Raw genomic sequence first — 18,997 nt, forward strand, 5'->3', positions numbered from 1 at the left:
TCCTTGCTCTCGGTCAAGCAGATTGCAGCGCCATCTCCAGGTCGGCGATCAGATCGTCCGGATGTTCGATGCCGATCGACAGGCGGATGGTCGATTCCAGCACGCCGATGCGCTGGCGGACATCGGCCGGCACGCCGGAATGCGTCATGGTCGCCGGGTGGCTCGCCAGCGATTCCGTTCCCCCGAGACTGACCGCAAGCTTGAACACCTGCAGCGCGTTCAGGAATTTGAAGGAGGCCGGCTGGCCGCCGCGAATGTCGAAGGAAAAGGTGGAACCGGCGCCGGTGCATTGCGCGGCGAAGGTCCGGCCAGCCGGTGAATCCGGATTGTGGTAAGGCAGGTAGTGAACCTTCTCGACCTTCGGGTGATCGCGCAGAAAATCGGCGACGGCGCGCGCATTGCTGTTTGCCCGCTCCATGCGCAGCTGCAGCGTTTCCAGCGAGCGGCCGAGCATCCAGCAGGAATGCGGATCGAGCTGGGTGCCGATCGCGCCGCGCAACGCCTTGACCTGCTTGATGACTGCCTTGCGGCCGAGAACGGCGCCGGCGATCAGGTCGGAATGGCCGCCGACATATTTGGTCAGCGAATAGAGCGAGATATCGGCGCCGTGTTCGATCGGCCGCTGGAAAACCGGGCCGAGCAGGGTGTTGTCGCAGACGATGATCGGCACATGCCCCTGCTTTGCGCCGATCGCGTCGGCGACGCGCCGGATCATCGCGACATCGACCAGGCTGTTGGTCGGATTGGCCGGCGTTTCGATCAGGATGACGGAAACGCGGCCCTTGGCCATCGCCTCCTCAGCCGCCTTCTGCACCGATCCCTCGCTGACGCCATCGGCAAAGCCGACCGCGGCGACGCCGAAATTGAGGAAGGTCTTTGCCAGCAGGGTTTCCGTGCCGCCATAAAGCGGCTGCGAATGCAGGATTGCATCGCCCGGCCGGACGAAGGCGAACAAGGTCGTGGCGATCGCCGACATGCCGGAGGAAAACAGCGCGCCGCTTTCCGTCCGCTCGTAGACGGCAAGCCTGTCCTCGACGATCTCGCTATTGGGATGGTTGAAGCGCGAATAGACGAGACCGGCGCCTTTGCCCGCCGGCGGCTCGCGGCGGCCCGAGACGTAATCGAAGAAGTCGCGGCCATCCTCGGCCGAATTGAAGACGAAGGTGGAGGTGAGGAATACCGGCGGCTTGACCGCCCCTTCCGAGAGTTCGGGATCGTAGCCGTAGTTCAGCATCTGCGTTTCGGGATGCAGTGCATGATTGCCGATATGGGTTTTGGAAGGATGCGGGGCCGTCATGATCGTCTCCTCTGTCGGGATTGCCCAAGAACAAATTACATCAAAACCGCGTCTGAGGCGCAGTCATCGATGATGCTCCTCAACGATCAGTTGATGGCCTCGCCCAAAGTGTCTGCAACATAGGCGCCGCGCGCGCCCATCGGCAGCGGCGGGCCCGTCGTCGTGTCTCTCGCGGTCTGATGCTCCAGTTCGGCGTTGAGTTCTGCGCCGATGACGAGAATGACGACGGAAAGCCAGATCCAGATGAGGAAGCCGATCAGCGCACCGAGCGTGCCGTAGGTCGCGTTATAATTGGCGAAATGATCGAGATAGAAGGAGAAGCCGAGCGACATCGCCGCCCAGGCAACCGTCGTCAGAGCCGCCCCCCACGTCATCCACCGAAGCTTGGCAGGCTCCCGGCTGGGGCCGAAGCGGTAGACCGAGGTCACCGCCACCGCCACAACAAGCAGAAGCAGCGGCCACCGCAGGAGAAGCGCCATGTGCTCCTTGAACTGATCGAGCCAGAGATAGGAAAGCACGACCGGCATGACGCCGACAAGCACCACCATGACCACCGTCAGAAGCATTGCGCTCAAGGTGAAGCAGAGGCCGACGAGGTTCAGACGGATAAGACCGCGCTTTTCATTCTCCTCATAGGCCACATTCATCGCATCGAAGATCGCCAGCGTGCCGCTATGCGTGCTCCACAGCGCAATGCCGAGACCGACGAAAAAGGTGATGCCGAGCGCACTGTCGCGCTTGCTGACGAGCTCCTTGATCTGATCGGCCAGAAGGTCGAAGGCCCCCGGCGGCAACAGACCGGCCAGTTCGCGTAGATGCTCCGATATGGTGACCGGATCGGCGACCAGCCCGTAAAGAGACACCAGAGCCGCCATGGCGGGAAACAGCGCCAGCAGCAGATAGAAGGTCACACCCGCGGCAATGAGTGTCACCCGGTCGTTCAGGACTTCACGGTAAACCCGCCAGAACACATCGCGAAGACCGCTGAGCGGAATAGCCTCGGGCGTGGCGGCGCTGCGGCCATGATCGTCCACCGCGCGGCCGGGCTCCGCCGACGGAGCCGGCGCACCACCCTGCTTTGCCTGCAACAACACAAACGCCCCGATCGCCGCTGCCATCATCGCAGCGGCGATGGACAACCTCTTGAGCGGGAGCGCATCTGCCATTACCCTAATCCTCTGATTTGCTGCGTGGATAACGCCGCGTGCCGCAAAAGGATGCAAGCCGTTGCTTTCTTGTGGAGATTCGAAGCGCAGGGGAGGGGAGGCCGCGGCAACAAGGGCCGTTTAGGGCAGAAACCCATTATCATAATATACTGATTTTACTCAATAAGTTATTCAATACGGAAATGAAACAGGAGTTTAGTTTCATCACTGCGGTTTAGACTATATCTGCACCCGGCCGCCGTCGCCGCGATTTAGGGGCCCCTGGAACGGGAAATTCGCCGCCACGCATCTTGGAAAGCGCGGCTTGGACCCGAATTCCGTCCACCGCCATCAGCTCGAACGTTGGATATCAAACGCGACAAACGATGCATCCCCTCATCAATAGCGCCGCCAGAAATAACCGGCGAAAGCCGCTGGCGTTGTCCACGGCAAACATCGCCCTTGGGCTGTCGACGACGCCGCGCCAGCATCCACGAGAGCCTCATCCTGAGGTGCCCCGCAGGGGCCTCGAAGGACGAGGCGGGTGCGCGAACGCCGAATGAATGCAAGGAGCCGCGCCGGAACGTGCCCCTCGATGCTTCGGCCTGTGAATTATGTACCTGGATATCGCTCATGCCACGCCATTCGGATCTCGGCAGACAATGACGCCGGCCCCTCGCTAATCTTCACGGCAGAACGATTCCAGCCTGCAGCCAATGAACTACCCGGCATTGGCGGCCGCGGGCCTCCTGCGCGCCCGGATGATCTGCCCGACATCCTTGTCATACCGATCATCGGGGAAGGTTATATTCCAGATGAGGCGACGCAACGGCTCCGGAGCGATATTCCGATAACCGAGCTCCTCCAGCCGAAGCAGCATCAGCAGATGGTCGGTCACGACGACCAGCCTTGCATAGGCGCTGACCTGATGCAGCGTCGGACACATGGCGGCATATGAGTTGAAGCCAAAGGATGCGGCGATGGCCTCATCGAGGTGCGATGACTTGATGTATGGATACTGCCGGCGCAGAACCTTCTTCGGAGCGGCGATATTCGAAGGCCAGAATCTCATCGATGGATGGAGCATAGGACGACCCAATGTTCTTGGTCGAGGTCAGCCGATTACGCTTAGACCTTGGTGAACATGGCCGTCGATAGGTTCCAAGCACCCTTCAACCCGGCAGCAAGGTGTGGGCCTCGATGCTGAGACATTAACCTGTAGATGCCTTCTCCTCAGGATATGCATCGACTGAAAGGGTAGGTCGCCAACCCCAACTGCCATAGTCCCCCAGTTCGTTGTCCGCGGACGACGGAGCGATGGCTTTCAAGGTCAGCTGGATGGTGCCGGCTCATGGAAGCGCGCCACGTCGCCCGAGAGGTTGCAGCAGATTGGAGAGGAGTAAATCGAGATTCACGGGGTCATCGGCGCGCTGGTTACGTCATCGTCAGCTATGGACCTGACGACCAGCCGTCGCGGCAGATACCATCCTCTACTACATTTCGGTTCTATTCAGATTTCGATCGTAGATTGGCGCCAAACTCAAATGTGACTGCAGAGGAGCACACAGTGCGGGGGTTCATGCCGTTTGGCATCATTGGCGTGCTCATTCTCGGCGCGATGGCCAGCTACTATTGGGAGGGAAACCTATTTGGCTTCCGCCACTGGAGTTGGCGGCAGAAGCTTACGGTTTCGGTTGAGACGCCTAATGGGATGGTAATCGGCAGTTCGGTGACTGCCGCAGGTTGGGATATGCCACCTGAATGGTTCAGAATTGGCGATTCGGGAGGCGGGCACGGCGGCCCGCTCAAACTCACCGGAGAAGCTGTTACATTGGAGGTGGCACCGAATAAGTATCTGTTTGCGCTGGTTGACGATGCCGCGACAGAACTGGCGATCACGCTCTTCGCCAGCCCGCCATTTCGATCAGCTGGTCGAGACGAGTACGCAAGTTCCCTTGATCGAATTCAACTCATCACAGAGGCGAAAAGGCTGACACCGAAACAATATCCTCGCCTGGTCACATTTACTGACGTCAATGATCCGACCACCGTCCGAGATGTGAAGCCATCCGAGCTGGAGGAATTCTTTGGACCTGGAGTTTCATTGAATTCTATTACCTTGTCGGTGACGCCAGAGCCGACGACCGACGGACGAGTCGACGCCGCTCTTCCCTGGCTATGTGCATATGAGTTTCGGCCGAGCGGAAAGAGCCACTTGTCACATCAAACCATTGGCCCGTCCTCGACGGCACTAAAATCGAATAGATGCCCCTGGCGAAATTACGTTATGGAGGCTTGGGGAACGGATGTCGATGACAAGATGAAAAAACGTCTCTGTTGCCCTTCCTAGCGGCGCTGAGAGTGCTTCGATCTAGGCTGCATCAGTATCGACTTCGACATGCTCCTCCCAACACCTATTGGGAGATCCTGCAATGGCTCGACGCGGTCGGAGCGACGCGAATTGAAATCAGCGGCTCGCGATCCGAAGCGGATACGCTCGATTAATGGGCTGATACAAGGCCGCGTGACGAGCCTCGTTCACGCAGTGCTATTGCATTGAGGCACATCCACGGACCGATCGAGCAAGCGCATCTCAGCAACGGGCACTGAAGATTCCGCCCCGTGAGAAGCCCTATCCTGAGGCGCGCCGCAGGGGCTTCGAAGGACGAGGCGGGCGCACTCACGCCAAAGAAATGCGAGAAGGAGCTTGGAGCGGCCCTCCGAGAGTTTAGCCATCGGCCTGCGCACGTCAGGATGGAACTGGAGGGTCGCGCCCTTAATCGCAGGCGCTGGCATTCTGCATCGCCGCGCTGAGGCGAGCGGGGATCGACCCTGCAAAGGACGGGCGGCGAGAATCCGCTATCAATTGCGAATGCATTGTCCGCGGACAACAGGCAACCATTTCAGAGCGGCGGCGCGGCGCAAGTTGTCCGCGGACAACGTCACACAGAATCCGCCCGCCGTCATCAGAGCTACGCCCGCTTAACCTTCCTCCACCGCATCATCCGCGATGGCCCGACCGCCACGCTTGAATTTGCGGGATTGCGGCACTACCTCTTGATCGACCGAAGCGCCCCCCTCCGAGCCGCGGCGGTTCGACGGGCAGCATTCCTCCTCCCAGGCTGCCGGTCCCTGTCGAAGCCCGGCGCCCTCTCCCGCGCCGGACTTTCGTTATCTCGGCGAGCCGCCGTCGCCGCCGACCAGCTTTCCACTGCCGAAAAGACTATGTCAGGGCTCATCGTAACAAAGCGCCCATTCGTCGCCGATATACCAGCAGCGTCCTATCCGCGGCTCCGTCTTCCAAATCAGGCTCTTGACGAACTCGATGCCGCCGCGCTTGAACGCGGCCGTCAGCGCCTCAATCTCATTCTCATCGACCGTCAACCCACCATCGGCGCAGACGAAATAGGCTGTACCGATCCAGCGTGCCGCAAATCCACGCGCGCCGCGCCCGATACGAAGTGCGGCACCATGGCAGGCATGACGACCACTACTCGATGGGCGACTCTGGCGCGGTACGCCGAGCGGCAACACCAGGCGCCCTCCCGGCCGCAGACTTTCGATCCAGCGCTCGGCGGGACGCCCGACGGCAAAGTTCACGTAGATCGCGTCCATCTCTTGCTGCGGCCATTGATTGTCGTCCGCGATGATGACGCTGACATTGGCCCGGTCGGCAAGGGCTGACCGAGCGTGGCCGGCCAGATCACGATCCATCTCGATGGCATAGACATGACCAGTGGCGCCGACCAACTCGGAAAGAACCGCGCTGTAATAACCGGTGCCGGCTCCGATATGGGCGATGCGATCGCCGATTTGGACGTCCAGTTCATCCAGCAGCCGCGCATGCAGCGACGGGCTGCCATTGTTGACGCCCTTGTCGGGTTGCAAGGCGAACAACGCGTCCTGATAGGCCAGAACCAAATCGGAGGAAAGCAGCGGGCGATATCCGCCACCCAGATTGGCGACCTGCCATGGCGGCGCACCGAGGAATTTTTCGCGCGGCACTACGGCAAAGGCGGCCTCGATCCGCGGGTTCGTCGTTCCGGCGGCTGCCGCCACCTGATGGGCGTAGGCCCGACGGACCACCGCAAGTTCGTCGGCCGTGAACATCGCAATGGGCATGGCTCATCTCCAAACATGACTTGATCTGAAGCGACAACATTCGTGACGGAAGTTACGCGCTATTTTGCTTCCATTGTAAAAAACTCCGTTGTTATGTCATACTGTTAATGCCTGGATGGGGACCCCTCTCTTTGCGGCACCGAGGGTAACTGGGCTAGATTTGGCGGCAGTACGGATTTTATCATCGATCGCAGCCGCAAGGCGACACTAACGCAATTGGATGCGGGGCACGATCACAACCATCAAGAGGCGATTGACGCAATCGCCAGACATGCGACATAAAACTCCGTTGTGTATCCAAACCTTACAATCTGGGCAGGTTGATAATTGGTTGTTACGATTGCCGCTGTGTTAGCCCGGAGTATTTTAGACATGTATGTTGGTCGAATTGTTGGCGTGGGTCGCACCCGAAAAGGGGATTTGGTCGCTGCTTACAGGGTTTCGAGCCGATCGTTTCCCAACAGGAACGCGGAAAAGCTGGGCAACTCTGTGCAGATTATTGCCCAACCGGAAAGCGCCGACGCAGCATCAGACAGTCCTTACATTGCTTATGAATGTCTAATTTGGAACGATCATTTTGCGGTTGTCAGCAACGGCACGCATACCAGACCGATTTATGAGCGGCTTAAGGCAGGTAATGCCCCCCGAGATGCAATTGCCAGCGTTCTCGTTGGCCTTGACCGTGAGTTCGATCAGCATGACACGCCGCGAATTTGCGGTTTGGTTGACCTTGCCGAGAGCAGGCTATGGCTCGGTAGCGTAACCGCCACCAGCTTATCAGTTATGCCTATGGAGATTGAGCCGGGGCAGCTCGCCTATATCACGACTTATGCGTTTCCTCTTCCCCGCGTCGAACAGATTGATAGTGACTTTGGCGCCGCTGAGCCGATTGCAATTTGTCGCCATATAACCGATGCATCAGTCTTCTCTGAATTCGAGAAACCTATTTGCGCCACATCCTGGATCGCGTCTGCAACAGGACATCAAAGCGCGACGCTGAACTCCATCCGCTGATTTCATATAAGGGGATGGTTCGCTTCAAGCCCGACAGCCGCTTAGGCTTTCGCGGCAACAAGGCCTGCCAGTTGCGGGGTGGCCTGGCAACTGACGCCGAGCCGGTCACCGAGATAATGGTAAAAGGACAGTCCGAGCTTCTGGCAGGTCTTCATCAGGCCGAGCATAGTGTCGCGCGCAACATGGCCGTCTCTGTTCATGGTGCTACCAGATATCTTTCGCCTGGTGACGAAGCCGCGAGATCCTTCTGCCGCACTTAGGCCGCGCGGCAGCACTGAACTGCAAGCAGGGAGCATCAGCCTGAGCCCGCCCGACCTCCGGGTCTCGACACTTCCCAGGAGCGCCGTTCGCACGATCAGGCGCGCGGCGTCGTGCCACCCATGGCGTTTACGCTGTACCGCTTCTTGATCCTGTCGACGGGCATCCCGTCCTGAAGGGGAACCTGGGCCACCCTGTCATAGGTCTCAAAGCCCATCTTGGCGTAATAGCCAAGGCCGCTGATATTGTCGGCGCGGATGGTCGCATTGATGAATTCGAGTCCGAACGCTTCCGCTGCCGCAAGGGTCGCGGGAAAAAGCGCGCTGCCGACGCCTGCGGTCTTCGGGTTCAAACGGGCAAAGGTCGCAATGTCGGCGACGCCTTTCGGTGGATCGCCATATAAGCTCAGCGATTGAAAACCGACCAGCGACTGATTGTGCTCGGCTACATGGCAGGCAAGCGGAAACTCGCCATCGATGAACCAGTCGGCGAATTCGGCAGCCGAAAGCGGGGTCTCGAGCGCTGTCGTTCCGCCGGCCCGGATGATCTCGTTCAGGAGAGCGCTCAGTTCCTCGGCGTCGGAGGAGACGGCTTTTCGGATGTGCATGTCTTGGCTACCTCGTTATCCCGACAACCTATCGGCGAGATTTTGAGATGACAAGTCACCATTTGTCTGCCGAAATGACGCATCATCCAGCCCATCCGACAGCGATTTTCGCAGCCCCGATTGCGCGTAAACTGTCTTCAGGCGTTCAAACGCTGCTGCGTCTGCCGGTCGAAGAAATGAACCTTGGAGGTCTCGAAGGAAAGCTTCACCGGCTGTTCCGGGGCGAGTTCGACACGTTCGCGCACCACCCATGTCAGCTCGCGGCCATCGACTTCCACGGCGACATGGGTTTCCGATCCCGTCGGTTCGACTACCTTGACCACGGCATCAACCCCGTTCTCGCCGCCGAAGGCGATGTCTTCGGGGCGGATGCCGAGCGTCAGCGGCCGGTTGGCGGAATTGGCCGGCGCCCGCGAGAGCGCCACGCGCGACCCGCTGGAGAGCGCCAATGCCGGCTTTCCCGCCTCATCGATCGTCCCTTCGAGAAAGTTCATGGCGGGGGAGCCGAGGAAACCGGCGACGAAGATGTTGCGCGGCCTGTCGTAGAGTTCGAGCGGACTGCCGATCTGCTCGACGCGGCCGCCATGCAGCACGACGATCTTGTCGGCCATGGTCATGGCTTCGATCTGGTCATGAGTGACGTAGACGATGGTGGTCTTCAGCCGCTGGTGCAGCGCCTTGATCTCGGCGCGCATCTTCACCCGCAGTTTCGCATCGAGATTGGAAAGCGGCTCATCGAAGAGGAAGACTTTGGGATCGCGAACGATGGCGCGGCCCATGGCGACGCGCTGGCGCTGCCCGCCGGAAAGCTGGGCCGGCTTGCGGTGGAGAAGCGGCTGCAGGCCGAGAATGGCGGCGGCCTCGCCGACCTTCTTCTCGATCTCCGGCCGCTTGGCGCCGGCAAGTTCCAGCGCGAAGCCCATATTCTGGGAGACGGTCATCTGCGGGTACAGCGCGTAGTTCTGGAAGACCATCGCGATATCGCGATCCTTCGGCTGCAGATTGTTCACCACCCGGCCGTCGATGCTGATCTGGCCGCCGGTGATATCCTCGAGCCCGGCGATCATCCGCAGCAAGGTCGACTTGCCGCAACCGGATGGGCCCACGAGAATGGTGAATTCGCCATCGGCGATCTCGACGTCGACACCGTGGATGATATCGACCGGGCCGAAGGATTTCTTGACGTTTCTGATGCTCAAGCCAGACATGTAGGACCTATCCTCTATCGCTTCCTGCGCACGCGCAGCGCCTGGAACGGCTTGCGCGGGATTTTGACGCCGAAGGAGGCGTCCGGCTTGCCGCCGCGCACGACCGAGCCATGACGGGTCGGATGCGGAACGGGTGCCGCCACCTTCTCGGCCGGCGTGATCGTCATCTCCCAGGTGTCGATGATATCGACATCGTAATCGTCGCCATCTACCGGCAGGCCGGTGGACCAGACGACCGGCTGATGCTCGCCGAAATAGATCAGCCGGAAATCGCCGTCGCCGTCACGCGCGCCCGACACGCGCGACCAAGGCCATTCGCCGATGATGCCGAGCGGCTCAAGTCCATGTTTGACGTCGGCTTCCAGGAGATCGCGAAGGAAGCCGATGCGCTTCCAGGCCTCGCCCCGCAGTTCGCCGCCCTTGGCCCACCAGATCAGATCTTCGGGATGGGAATAGGTCTCGCCATGGCCGGCATAGCCGCCGCGCGCCATGGTGATCCAGAAGCGATGCACGAGTTCTCCCGCATGAAGATTGCCCCAGGACTGCAGGATGTCGCCCTCATATTCCGGCTCGTCATTGACGACAGGCTTGCCATAGGCATCGCGCCATTCCTGGGTCCGCTTGACGTCGGGGTTCTGAATGCAGGTGTGGGTGACCCACGGCTTGCGATGATCGAAATTCGCGGTCACGTCGCCATTATGAATGGAGCGCAGGTGCTGGTAGGGATCGTTTTCCTCCAGAATGTGGAAGTAGCGATCCCACTGCGCCATGGGCTTGGTGTCGATGAGGAAGTCATATTCGTTGGCGAGCGACCACCAGACGTTCCGGTAGGCAGAAAGACGGGCGGCCAGATATTCGACATAGCGGAAATCCTGCGCCGCCGACATGTCGGCATAACCCCAGCGGTCATAGGGATGGAAGATGATGATATCGGCTTCGATGCCGAGCTCGCAGAGAGCCGAGACCTGTTTTTCGAAATGCTGGAAGGCCGCGGGGTTGGGCCGGTCGAAATCCTGCCTGCCTTCCGCGCCGCTTTCGAAGCAGGCATGCAGCGGCTCGTTGACATTATAGGGATAGTCCTTCGGGAATACGCCCATACGCATCTTATTGAAACGCGCGGTCTTCAGCGTCTCCAACGTCTGCTTCTGCATGTCGAGCGGCTGATGCGTCCAGGCGTAGCAGGTCGTTCCGAAGGAGAGGAACGGCGTGCCGTCGGCATACGCGAAGTGGAATTTGTTGCGCACGCGCACCGGGCCGTGATTGCCGGCCGAAGGTGCCACCGCGGTCAAAACGCCGGTCCTGCCGTCAAGCGCCGCGGTCTTGGAGCGCGTCTTAAACGACCACTCACCCTTGCTGTCGGGCATGAAACGGATGCGGTAGGTGCCGTTGCCGTCATAGAAGCCCGGCACGCGCACGTCGCGGCTCTTCTGGGTGAACACGGCATCGAATGCCACGTCGAGATAGGGATTTCCGGCCGCAGGCCCTTCGAAGGCGGCCTCGAACACACCCCATTTTTCGACTGTTGCATCGGACATTCTGTCTCTCCTCGTAGAAAGATTTCGCGATCAGCCCTTGACGGCGCCGGAGGTGAGGCCGGAGACGAAGTAGCGCTGGAACATGAGATAGACGATCGTCGCCGGCAGGACGGTCACGACGATCGCGGCGTTAAGCTGGCCGTAATTGCTGGAGAACTGCCCCTGGAACGACATCAGACCGAGCGGCAGCGTCCACATGTGCTGGTCCTGCAGCAGCACCAGCGCCATGGCGAATTCGTTCCAGGTAGAAACGAAATCGAGGATGAGCAGCGCGGCAAGCACGGGCAGGCAGACCGGCAGGAAGATCCGCCGGAAGATAGTGAAGTGGGTTGCGCCGTCGATCAGCGCGGCTTCCGACAACTCCTTGGGAATGCCCTTGAAGAAGCCATGCAGGATGAAGACCTGATAGGGAACGCCGAAGGCGATATAGGGAAGGATGACGCCGGGATAGGTGTCGATCAGACCGAAGGAATTGACCAGGGTGAAGAGCGGCGCCAGCATCACCTGGAAGGGGATCATCGTGCCGAAGACGACGATGAGCAGCAGCGCCTTGCTGATCTTCAGCTTGATCTTGGCAAGCGCATAGGCGGCCATCGCCGACAGAAACAGGCCGAGCGGCACCTTGATGACCGTGATGATGACGCTGTTGAAGAAGGAGTTGGCGAAATTGCCGCGGCTCCAGGCAGCGCTGTAATTGTCATAGGCGAGCTCGGTCGGCGGCATGAAGGCGCCGGTGCTCGTCACCGCCGCCGGCGTCTTCAGCGAGGTGAAGACGATGAACACAAACGGCGCGACCCAGACGAGGGCGACGATGACAAGCGTGATCCAGAGGCCGATCAGGATGGGATCACGCTTCATCGACGATGGCTGGACGTCGAGATGCACGGCGGCGGTTTCGCTCGGCACTGCTGTCACGATTCGACCTCCTCGTGCTTCTGGGTCCATCTCAAATAGGGAATGACGACGGCCATGGTGATCAACAGCAGCACGACGGAGATCGCCGCACCCCGACCGAAATCGAAGATCTGCATGGCCTGGGTGAAGGCCCAGAGCGCCAGCATCTGGGTGGACTGTGCAGGCCCGCCGCCGGTCAGGCCGTAGACGATATCGAAGGCCTTCAGCGACGAGATGACGGAGAGAACGAGAACAATGGTGATCGTCGGGCGCAATGCCGGCAGCGTTACATGTTTGAACACCGCCCAGCGGCCGGCGCCATCGATCCGCGCGGCCTCGACCAGCGTCTGCGAGACATTCTGCAGGCCGGCCAGGAACAGCACCATGGAGAAGCCGACCGTCTGCCAGAGATAGGCGACGAAGACGGAGTAAAGCGCGATATCCTTGTTTCCCAGCCAGTCCTTGATCCAGCCCTGCATGCCCCAGGAGGTCAGCAGCTGGGCGAACAGGCCGAAGAAGGGATCGTACATCCACTTCCACATGGTGGCGACGGCGATCGGGGCGATGATGACGGGCAGGTAGAAGATCGCCCGCAGCCCGTTGCGGCCGAAGATCTTCTGGTTGAGACTGAGCGCCAGCAACAGCCCAACCAGCGGCGGGAAGATCAGGCTCATCAGGGTCCAGATCACCGTGTTGCGGAAGGCAACCCAGAAGACAGGATCGCGGGTGAAGATCGCCGAATAATTGGCCATGCCCACGAACTGCCGGTTGGCATCCAGCCCGTTCCACTTCTGGAAGCTCAGGATGACGACATTGAGCATCGGGTAGAGCGCGAAGACCGCATAGATCGCCAGCGCCGGCACCAGCAGGATTGCGGCTTGCATACGCGGGTCATGTGTCGATTGTCGAAGTGACATGCTTTCCTCCTGGCGGGGCGCTTGCGCAGCTCACGAAAGAATGTGCCAGCCGATCAATGCGGAGGTCGATCGACCGGCGCTTGGGAGGAATCAGGTTCTGCTTGCGATGAAGGTTTGCAGCTGCTTGGCCGCCTCGGCCGGCTCTGTGTTGCCGGAGGCGACGTCGTTGATGACGCGGAAATATTCCGTCGTCACATCGAGCGGGAAGGCCTGGTCGCCGTTCATGTAGACCTTGCCGTATTTCTGGAAGATCCCCAGCCATTCCGCCTCAAGCGGCTTCTGGTTGGCGTATTGGACATTCTTATTGACAGAGGTCGAGCTCAGCTGGCCGAGCAGATCCTGCTGCACCTTGGTCGACAGGAAATAGTCGAGGAATTTCGCGGCTGTGTCGGGATTCTTGCTCTTGGTGCTGATGTAATTGTACTCGGCGAAACCATAGAGACGCTCGGTATTGGTCGGGAAGGGGAAGATGCCGTAATGGTCGAGATTGGCGCCCGAGCCGTTGAGCTGGCTGACCAGCCAGTCGCCTTCGAGCATCATCGCCGCGCGGCCTGCGGTGAAGAGGCTGTAGGACTGCTTGTTGTCGATGCCCATGAAGGGCTGCAGCGTATAGTCCTTCGTCCACTTGGCGAATTCCGCGAAACCGTCCGTCGCGCAAGGCTCCTTGGTCCAATCCAGCGTCATCGCCTTCAACGCGTCGTGCTTTTCGGCGCCGCACTTGGTCTCGAGGATGACATCCATCAGGCGCATGACGTGCCAGTTGACCGTGCCGCCGAAGGTGAAGGCGGGGATGCCGGCGGCTTTCAGCTTGTCGGCCGCGGCCAGAAGTTCCTCATAGGTCTTCGGCTCTTCCTTGATGCCGGCCTGTTCGAAAAGCTTCTTGTTGTAATAGACGGCCTCGCCCTTGAAGGTGAAGGGAACACCGTGCTTGCCGCCGGGATAGAGGTCGGCAAAAGCCGCAGCCGAGGGCAGCAGTTCGTCGGTCCATTTATATTCGGTGTAATATTTGTCGAGCGGCAGGGAGAGGCCGGCCTTCACATATTCGCCGCCGAGGCCAAGGCCCGCCCAGCTGAAATAAATGTCTGGGCCCTTGTCTGAGCCGGCTGCGACGCGCAGCGCCGTCTTGTGCTCGTCGACGGCGCGCTGAACGATCTCGACATGCGTTCCCGGGTTCGCCGCTTCGAAATCCGTCGCGACCTTCTTCAGCGCGCCGTTGGCGGCGTTGTTGTCGAAGTTGAGCGTCCAGAGCGTGATGTCTTCGGCAAGAACTGGCGTCGCGGCGAAAGACGCCATGGCGATCGCGACGATGCTCGCAGTCTTCAATTTCGCGGATAGGGTCAGCATTACCGTCCTCCTCTTGATAAGCCGGCCCCTTGTCGCAGATGATCATTTACATGTCAACTGGTATGATGAGCTAACCATCACGATGCTGTGTGAATTTTGCGATGGAGGCTATGATGATAGCGGCCGATGCCGCGCCGGGGTCGATATGGCCGATCACCCGATCCCCGAGCCGTGATGCCCGCCCCCTGGCCGCCGTCATATCCCGGGTCGCTTCGCAGCCTTGGCGCGCTGCCCGCTCCGCTATGTCGAAGCATTCAGCAAGGGCCGCTCCCGACGCCCTGGCCTTGAGCGCCGCATCGGCCGCTGGCTTCCAGGCATCGACCATAGTCTTTTCGCCGGGCTCGGCCTTGCCGCGTTCCTGAATGCCCTGCGCCATCGCCGCGAAAACGCGCACGAACTCCTCGTCGCTCAGCTCCGGTCTGTCCTTGACGGCGGCTCCGGCCCGCATGAAAGCCGTCGCATAGAGCGGGCCCGATGACGCACCGACCGCATTCAAAAATGCCTTTGCCGCCGCGTTGAAGACGGCCGTCGGCGCAGTCTGCGCGGGGTCGAGTGCACCGACGGCCTTGGTCGCGGCCTCACAGCCGGCATCCATGGCAAGGCCATGATCTCCGTCGCCGATGGCGCCATCCAGCTCGCAGAGATGATCGCGCTGCGCCCCGATGTCCTCGGCGATTAAGGCAAAGAGGTGCTGCAGGTCTTTCGTCGCAATTGCCATGGTCACCTCGCAAACATGGCGCAATCGCAGGGATGATCGATCAGCCGCTGCAGCTCGTCGTCGAGATGCATGACGGTGATCGACGCGCCGGCCATTTCGAGCGAGGTGCAATAATTGCCGACGAGCGACGTATGAATGACAAGCCCAGCTTGATCGAGCCGCGCCTTGACCCGCCGCATCATGATGTAGAGCTCCATCATCGGCGTCGATCCTAGCGAGTTGACGAGCACGGCGACACGATCGCCCCGCTCGGCCTTCATCTCACGGAAAATATTGTCCATCAGTTCGTCGGTCACCGCGTCGGCCGTCTTCAACGGCTCGCGGGCAACACCGGGTTCGCCGTGAATGCCCATGCCGATCTCCATCTCCTCCTCGCCGATCAGGAAGTTCGGCTTCAAAGTCTGCGGCAGCGAGCAGGGCGCAAGCGCCACGCCCATCGTATAGGTGCGCGCATTCGCGTGGCGCGCGACGCGCTCGACCTCGTCGAAGGAATTGAGAAGATCGCAGGCAGCACCGGCGGCCTTAAAGATGAAGACGTTGCCGGCAACGCCGCGCCGCTTCTCCCTCTGATCGGCAGGGGCGGAGGCGACATCGTCGGTGGTCAGCACGGTGCGCACCTCGATCTCGTCGAGCGCCAGCATTTCCGCCGCCATGTCGAAATTCATCACGTCGCCGGCGTAATTGCCGTACATGAAGAGCACGCCGGCGCCGCCGTCGACAGCTTTGGCGCAGGCGATAATCGGATCGGGCGGCGGCGAGGCGAAGACATTGCCGATCGCCGCGGCATCCGCCAGCCCCTTGCCGACATAACCGAGAAATGTCGGTTCGTGCCCGGATCCACCGCCGATCACCAGCGCGACCTTGCCCTTGCGTGGCCCGTTTCTGGCAATGATCGCACGCGGCATATCCTCCACCGCATAGAGATGCCGGGGATGGACCGCGAGCACGCCTTGCAGCATTTCATCGACGGCATCTGCGCCTGCATTGATAAGCTTTTTCGTCTTCACGCCGATCCTCCCAGAACGAGCTCCGACTGCATAGATGCGGCTGGCGCGCTGGACGTCAATCCGCGAGTGGCAAGACCGCAGTGGCGAATGGTGCGAGCCGCACCTCTTTGCCCAATGCGTCGCCGTCGACCCGTCGCTCTTCGCCGGTCAGATTGACCACGTAGATCTTGGCGCCGCCAGCATCCCGCGCCACGAAAGACAACACCTGGGAGGGCGAAGACGAAACGCATTCCTGCCAGGACGCGCCGGCGAGTGCCGACAAAGTCTGCACGGTATTGAAGAGCGGCCGCCGCCCGCCTCGTTCGGTCGGTTCATCAGGGCCGGCAATCAGGCCGAACGGGCCGGTCAGTGCCGAAAGCGTCAGGCCTTCGAGACCGGCATCCAGCACCCGGATCGCGTAGCCGAGCGCAAAGGCCTCGGCGAAACGCCCGTTATGACGCGGGTCGCGATTGGCCATCGGAATGCGCCCGCCGGCCGGATTGTCCATGGTCCGGCTGCCATAAGGGTTCTGTCGCATGGGGATCGTCGACGGGCCAATGCGATAGGGCTTGTCGCCGTAGATCGCGCGGACGGATCGCGTGATGAAGGGCAGCGCTTCCAATGTCTGCATGACGCTGAGATCGTCGGCCGCATGCACGATCGGGTTGGTGCAATGGCTGACGAAGTCGATCTCGCCAGCCGGCACGCGTTTGCGGTTGAGCTCGGTGAAATAGCTCAGCATGCCGCCGCCGATGCGAATGCCCGGGAAGGCGGCGCGAGCCGCGGCATAGATCTCTTCGAGGGGAGGGCAGTCCGGCCATTTGCTGCCGGGCGGCGTCGACTGCCGATCGACGGAAGGTGAGACCAGGATTGTATCCGGCCGGAAGTCCGCGCTCCGCATCTGGCGGGCAATCTCGGCCGCCTCGCTTGCTGGCGACACCTTGCAGGCAAGCGCGATCTCCAGGGTCGTGCGGCCGCGATGAGCGGCGGTGATCGCGGCAAATTTCTGCAGCGCTTCGGCGCCATGTCCGGCGTCCGGATCGAAATGGAAGAGAAGCTCGCGAGGCGCGATCTCCGACAGGAGAGAGCGGGCCGAGAGCGTTGCATCGGCCTGCTCCGGCGTAACGACCACGCCGATATCGGGCATGGTGCCGGCCCGTGTTCCGAGTTCGAGCTTTATGACACCGCTCGACGTCGCGGCTGAAAGCGCTGCGGAGCGGCTGGTGTCCCTGATCGTGAGCGACGTCTTCTGCCGAACCGGTTGGTTGGCGGGAATTTTGTAGGGCCAGGGCAGGGCAAGCGGCCTGACATAGGTCTTGTAGGAGGCATCGGACCAGTTCCTCTGATCCTCCATTTCGAAGGTGTCGCCTTCCATCCGGCATTCCGCCGTCACCTCAGGCATGACCTCATGGGAAATGGCGCGCATATCCTTGAACGGCTGCCAGGGCTCGATGATATCGGGAAATCGTGTCTGGACGATCCGGCCGTCGACATGTTCAACCGTTGCCGATGAGCCGGCCACGCCGACGATCGGATGCAGGATGCAGAAGCCGCAGCGATTGGTCTCAAAGCCGGTGTCGCTCGTGGCTTCGGCCTCGAAATCGAGCCGGTCCGGATATCCCCGGATGCGGACGTCGATGACGAGCTTCGTTCCATCCGGCCTCTCGCAACGCGCCCGATAAGCGATGCCGAAACGGTCGTCACCCTGCTCGATCCTGAGATCGGCGATGTCAGGACTGTAAGTGCCCCAGTCCCGGTCGCGGACGAGGTAGGAAATCGCCCGCAGCACCTCGATCCCCTGGTAGCGGATGGAGCGAAGGTTGCCATCGGCGAGATCGGCCGTCAGCTTTCCGGCCGTCAGGCGAACCGGCGGCGTTTCCACAGCATGGGTGCCGCAAAGCTGGAAGGCATCGGCCGTCATCGCAGCATCGCCCCGACATCGATCGTCTGCCCCCTGGAAGCACTGTCATAGGCGGCTTCGACGAGGGCGAAGGTCTTCAGATTGTCGGCGCCCGAGGTCGAATGCTCCGCGCCGCGCTTGAGCTGATCGACCCAATGCTGCTGGATCGCATAGACGCTCTCCTGGATATTGTGCCAGGGCCGCGAGGCCCAGGACAGCAGCTTCGGCGAAACATCCGTTATCGTAGTGCCCTTGGCGTTGGTGATTTCGAGGCCATACTCCTGCCTCAGGCGGATCGTGCCTTCGGCGCCGTCGAGCTCGATCAGGGTCTCCGGGAACGGCTCTTTGGAAAGCTTGGTGGCGTAGCTGACGTCGACGACCGAGGTGGCGCCGTTCTCGTGATCGAGCAAAATGGTCGCGACATCCTCGCCCTTGATGTTTGGATTGACCCGCCTGGTGCGGGCCGTGAGCGAGCTGACGTCGCCGAGGATATAGCGGGCGATATCGAGCGTATGGATGCCGAGATCTTCGATAATGAAGCGCTCGCCTTCGGCGAGATAGGGCTGGCCGGAGAAGACGTCGTAGCCCGAGCGGAAGGAAAAGCGGCCCCAGAAGGGCGTGCCGATGGCGCCGGTATCGAGCGCGGTGCGCAGCGCCTGGATCGGCGTCTGCCAGCGAAAATTCTCGTGCACCATCAGGGCGACGCCGGCCTCGCGACAGGCCTCGACCATCGCCTTCGCATCCGATAGCGTCTTGGCGAAGGGCTTCTGGCAGATGGCCGGCACCTTATTCCGAGCGGCCATTTCCACCAGCGCGCGATGGCTCTGGACGGTGGTGGCGATATCGACGAAATCGAAGCCGCCATCAGCGAACAAGGCCTCGGCATCGCTGTAGCGACGCTCGATGCCGAACTGGCCGCCGACGATGTCAAGCCGCTCCGGGTCGCGGTCGCAGATCGCGACGATCCTGGCGCCCTCAACATTGTTCCAGGCATGCATCTGGTTGATCGCAAAGAAGCCGCAGCCGATCAACGCACCTCTCAATTCGGTCAT

At 60.8% G+C, this 18,997-nt stretch carries 16 protein-coding genes and 1 pseudogene; 2 read left to right on the forward strand and 15 right to left on the reverse strand.

Features of this window, described 5'->3' with window-relative positions; translation table 11 throughout:
• Positions 1 to 13: 13 nt before the first annotated feature.
• From K6N12_RS03125 to K6N12_RS03135, 3 genes are all read right to left on the reverse strand, one after another.
• Positions 14 to 1,297, reverse strand: a complete 1,284-nt coding sequence (locus K6N12_RS03125) for a cystathionine gamma-synthase family protein (RefSeq protein ID WP_097624251.1) — start codon at positions 1,295 to 1,297, stop codon at positions 14 to 16.
• Between the two features lie 86 nt (positions 1,298 to 1,383).
• Positions 1,384 to 2,463 carry a YihY/virulence factor BrkB family protein gene (locus K6N12_RS03130; protein ID WP_097624250.1) on the reverse strand — a complete coding sequence of 360 codons (1,080 nt, stop codon included), beginning with the start codon at positions 2,461 to 2,463 and terminating at the stop codon, positions 1,384 to 1,386.
• Positions 2,464 to 3,163: 700 nt separating this feature from the next.
• Complete coding sequence (locus tag K6N12_RS03135) at positions 3,164 to 3,514, reverse strand: hypothetical protein (protein WP_246645379.1); 351 nt, start codon at positions 3,512 to 3,514, stop codon at positions 3,164 to 3,166.
• Between the two features lie 507 nt (positions 3,515 to 4,021).
• Between K6N12_RS03135 and K6N12_RS03140 the strand changes: the two genes are divergently transcribed.
• Positions 4,022 to 4,792, forward strand: a complete 771-nt coding sequence (locus tag K6N12_RS03140) for a hypothetical protein (RefSeq protein ID WP_222148728.1) — start codon at positions 4,022 to 4,024, stop codon at positions 4,790 to 4,792.
• An 878-nt stretch (positions 4,793 to 5,670) separates the two neighbouring features.
• Here K6N12_RS03140 and K6N12_RS03145 read toward each other — a convergent pair.
• Positions 5,671 to 6,564 (reverse strand): protein-L-isoaspartate O-methyltransferase family protein, encoded by an 894-nt coding sequence (locus K6N12_RS03145; protein WP_222148729.1) that lies wholly within the window; start codon positions 6,562 to 6,564, stop codon positions 5,671 to 5,673.
• 327 nt (positions 6,565 to 6,891) lie between these two features.
• On the opposite strand from K6N12_RS03145, the gene K6N12_RS03150 reads away from it, so the two are divergent.
• On the forward strand, positions 6,892 to 7,578 hold the full coding sequence (locus tag K6N12_RS03150) for an IMP cyclohydrolase (RefSeq protein ID WP_246645381.1): 687 nt from the start codon (positions 6,892 to 6,894) through the stop codon (positions 7,576 to 7,578).
• A gap of 41 nt (positions 7,579 to 7,619) precedes the next feature.
• On the opposite strand, the pseudogene K6N12_RS03155 reads toward K6N12_RS03150, so the two are convergent.
• From K6N12_RS03155 to K6N12_RS03205, 11 genes and pseudogenes are all read right to left on the reverse strand, one after another.
• Positions 7,620 to 7,850, reverse strand: a pseudogene (locus tag K6N12_RS03155) (IS66 family transposase); the annotation flags it as partial.
• Between the two features lie 83 nt (positions 7,851 to 7,933).
• On the reverse strand, positions 7,934 to 8,443 hold the full coding sequence (locus K6N12_RS03160) for a GNAT family N-acetyltransferase (RefSeq protein WP_131710585.1): 510 nt from the start codon (positions 8,441 to 8,443) through the stop codon (positions 7,934 to 7,936).
• Positions 8,444 to 8,580: 137 nt separating this feature from the next.
• Positions 8,581 to 9,651, reverse strand: coding sequence for an ABC transporter ATP-binding protein (locus K6N12_RS03165; RefSeq protein WP_097624246.1), 1,071 nt, complete (start codon positions 9,649 to 9,651; stop codon positions 8,581 to 8,583).
• Positions 9,652 to 9,665: 14 nt separating this feature from the next.
• Entirely contained in the window at positions 9,666 to 11,186 is a 1,521-nt protein-coding gene (locus K6N12_RS03170) for a DUF5060 domain-containing protein (RefSeq protein WP_097624245.1), read from the reverse strand.
• 30 nt (positions 11,187 to 11,216) lie between these two features.
• On the reverse strand, positions 11,217 to 12,044 hold the full coding sequence (locus K6N12_RS03175; RefSeq protein WP_097624492.1) for a carbohydrate ABC transporter permease: 828 nt from the start codon (positions 12,042 to 12,044) through the stop codon (positions 11,217 to 11,219).
• Positions 12,045 to 12,097: 53 nt separating this feature from the next.
• Positions 12,098 to 12,997 carry a carbohydrate ABC transporter permease gene (locus tag K6N12_RS03180; RefSeq protein ID WP_088686090.1) on the reverse strand — a complete coding sequence of 300 codons (900 nt, stop codon included), beginning with the start codon at positions 12,995 to 12,997 and terminating at the stop codon, positions 12,098 to 12,100.
• Between the two features lie 90 nt (positions 12,998 to 13,087).
• Positions 13,088 to 14,341 carry an ABC transporter substrate-binding protein gene (locus K6N12_RS03185; protein WP_222148730.1) on the reverse strand — a complete coding sequence of 418 codons (1,254 nt, stop codon included), beginning with the start codon at positions 14,339 to 14,341 and terminating at the stop codon, positions 13,088 to 13,090.
• 70 nt (positions 14,342 to 14,411) lie between these two features.
• Positions 14,412 to 15,059, reverse strand: coding sequence for a dihydroxyacetone kinase subunit DhaL (gene dhaL, locus K6N12_RS03190; RefSeq protein WP_097624243.1), 648 nt, complete (start codon positions 15,057 to 15,059; stop codon positions 14,412 to 14,414).
• Positions 15,060 to 15,061: 2 nt separating this feature from the next.
• On the reverse strand, positions 15,062 to 16,066 hold the full coding sequence (locus tag K6N12_RS03195; protein WP_097624242.1) for a dihydroxyacetone kinase subunit DhaK: 1,005 nt from the start codon (positions 16,064 to 16,066) through the stop codon (positions 15,062 to 15,064).
• Between the two features lie 55 nt (positions 16,067 to 16,121).
• On the reverse strand, positions 16,122 to 17,966 hold the full coding sequence (gene apnL, locus K6N12_RS03200) for a D-apionate lactonase (RefSeq protein WP_097624241.1): 1,845 nt from the start codon (positions 17,964 to 17,966) through the stop codon (positions 16,122 to 16,124).
• Positions 17,963 to 18,997, reverse strand: coding sequence for a Gfo/Idh/MocA family protein (locus tag K6N12_RS03205; RefSeq protein WP_222148731.1), 1,035 nt, complete (start codon positions 18,995 to 18,997; stop codon positions 17,963 to 17,965). The genes apnL and K6N12_RS03205 overlap by 4 nt, the downstream gene beginning before the upstream one ends.

It is taken from the genome of Rhizobium redzepovicii, assembly GCF_019793435.1.
GTDB classification, from domain to species: domain Bacteria; phylum Pseudomonadota; class Alphaproteobacteria; order Rhizobiales; family Rhizobiaceae; genus Rhizobium; species Rhizobium redzepovicii.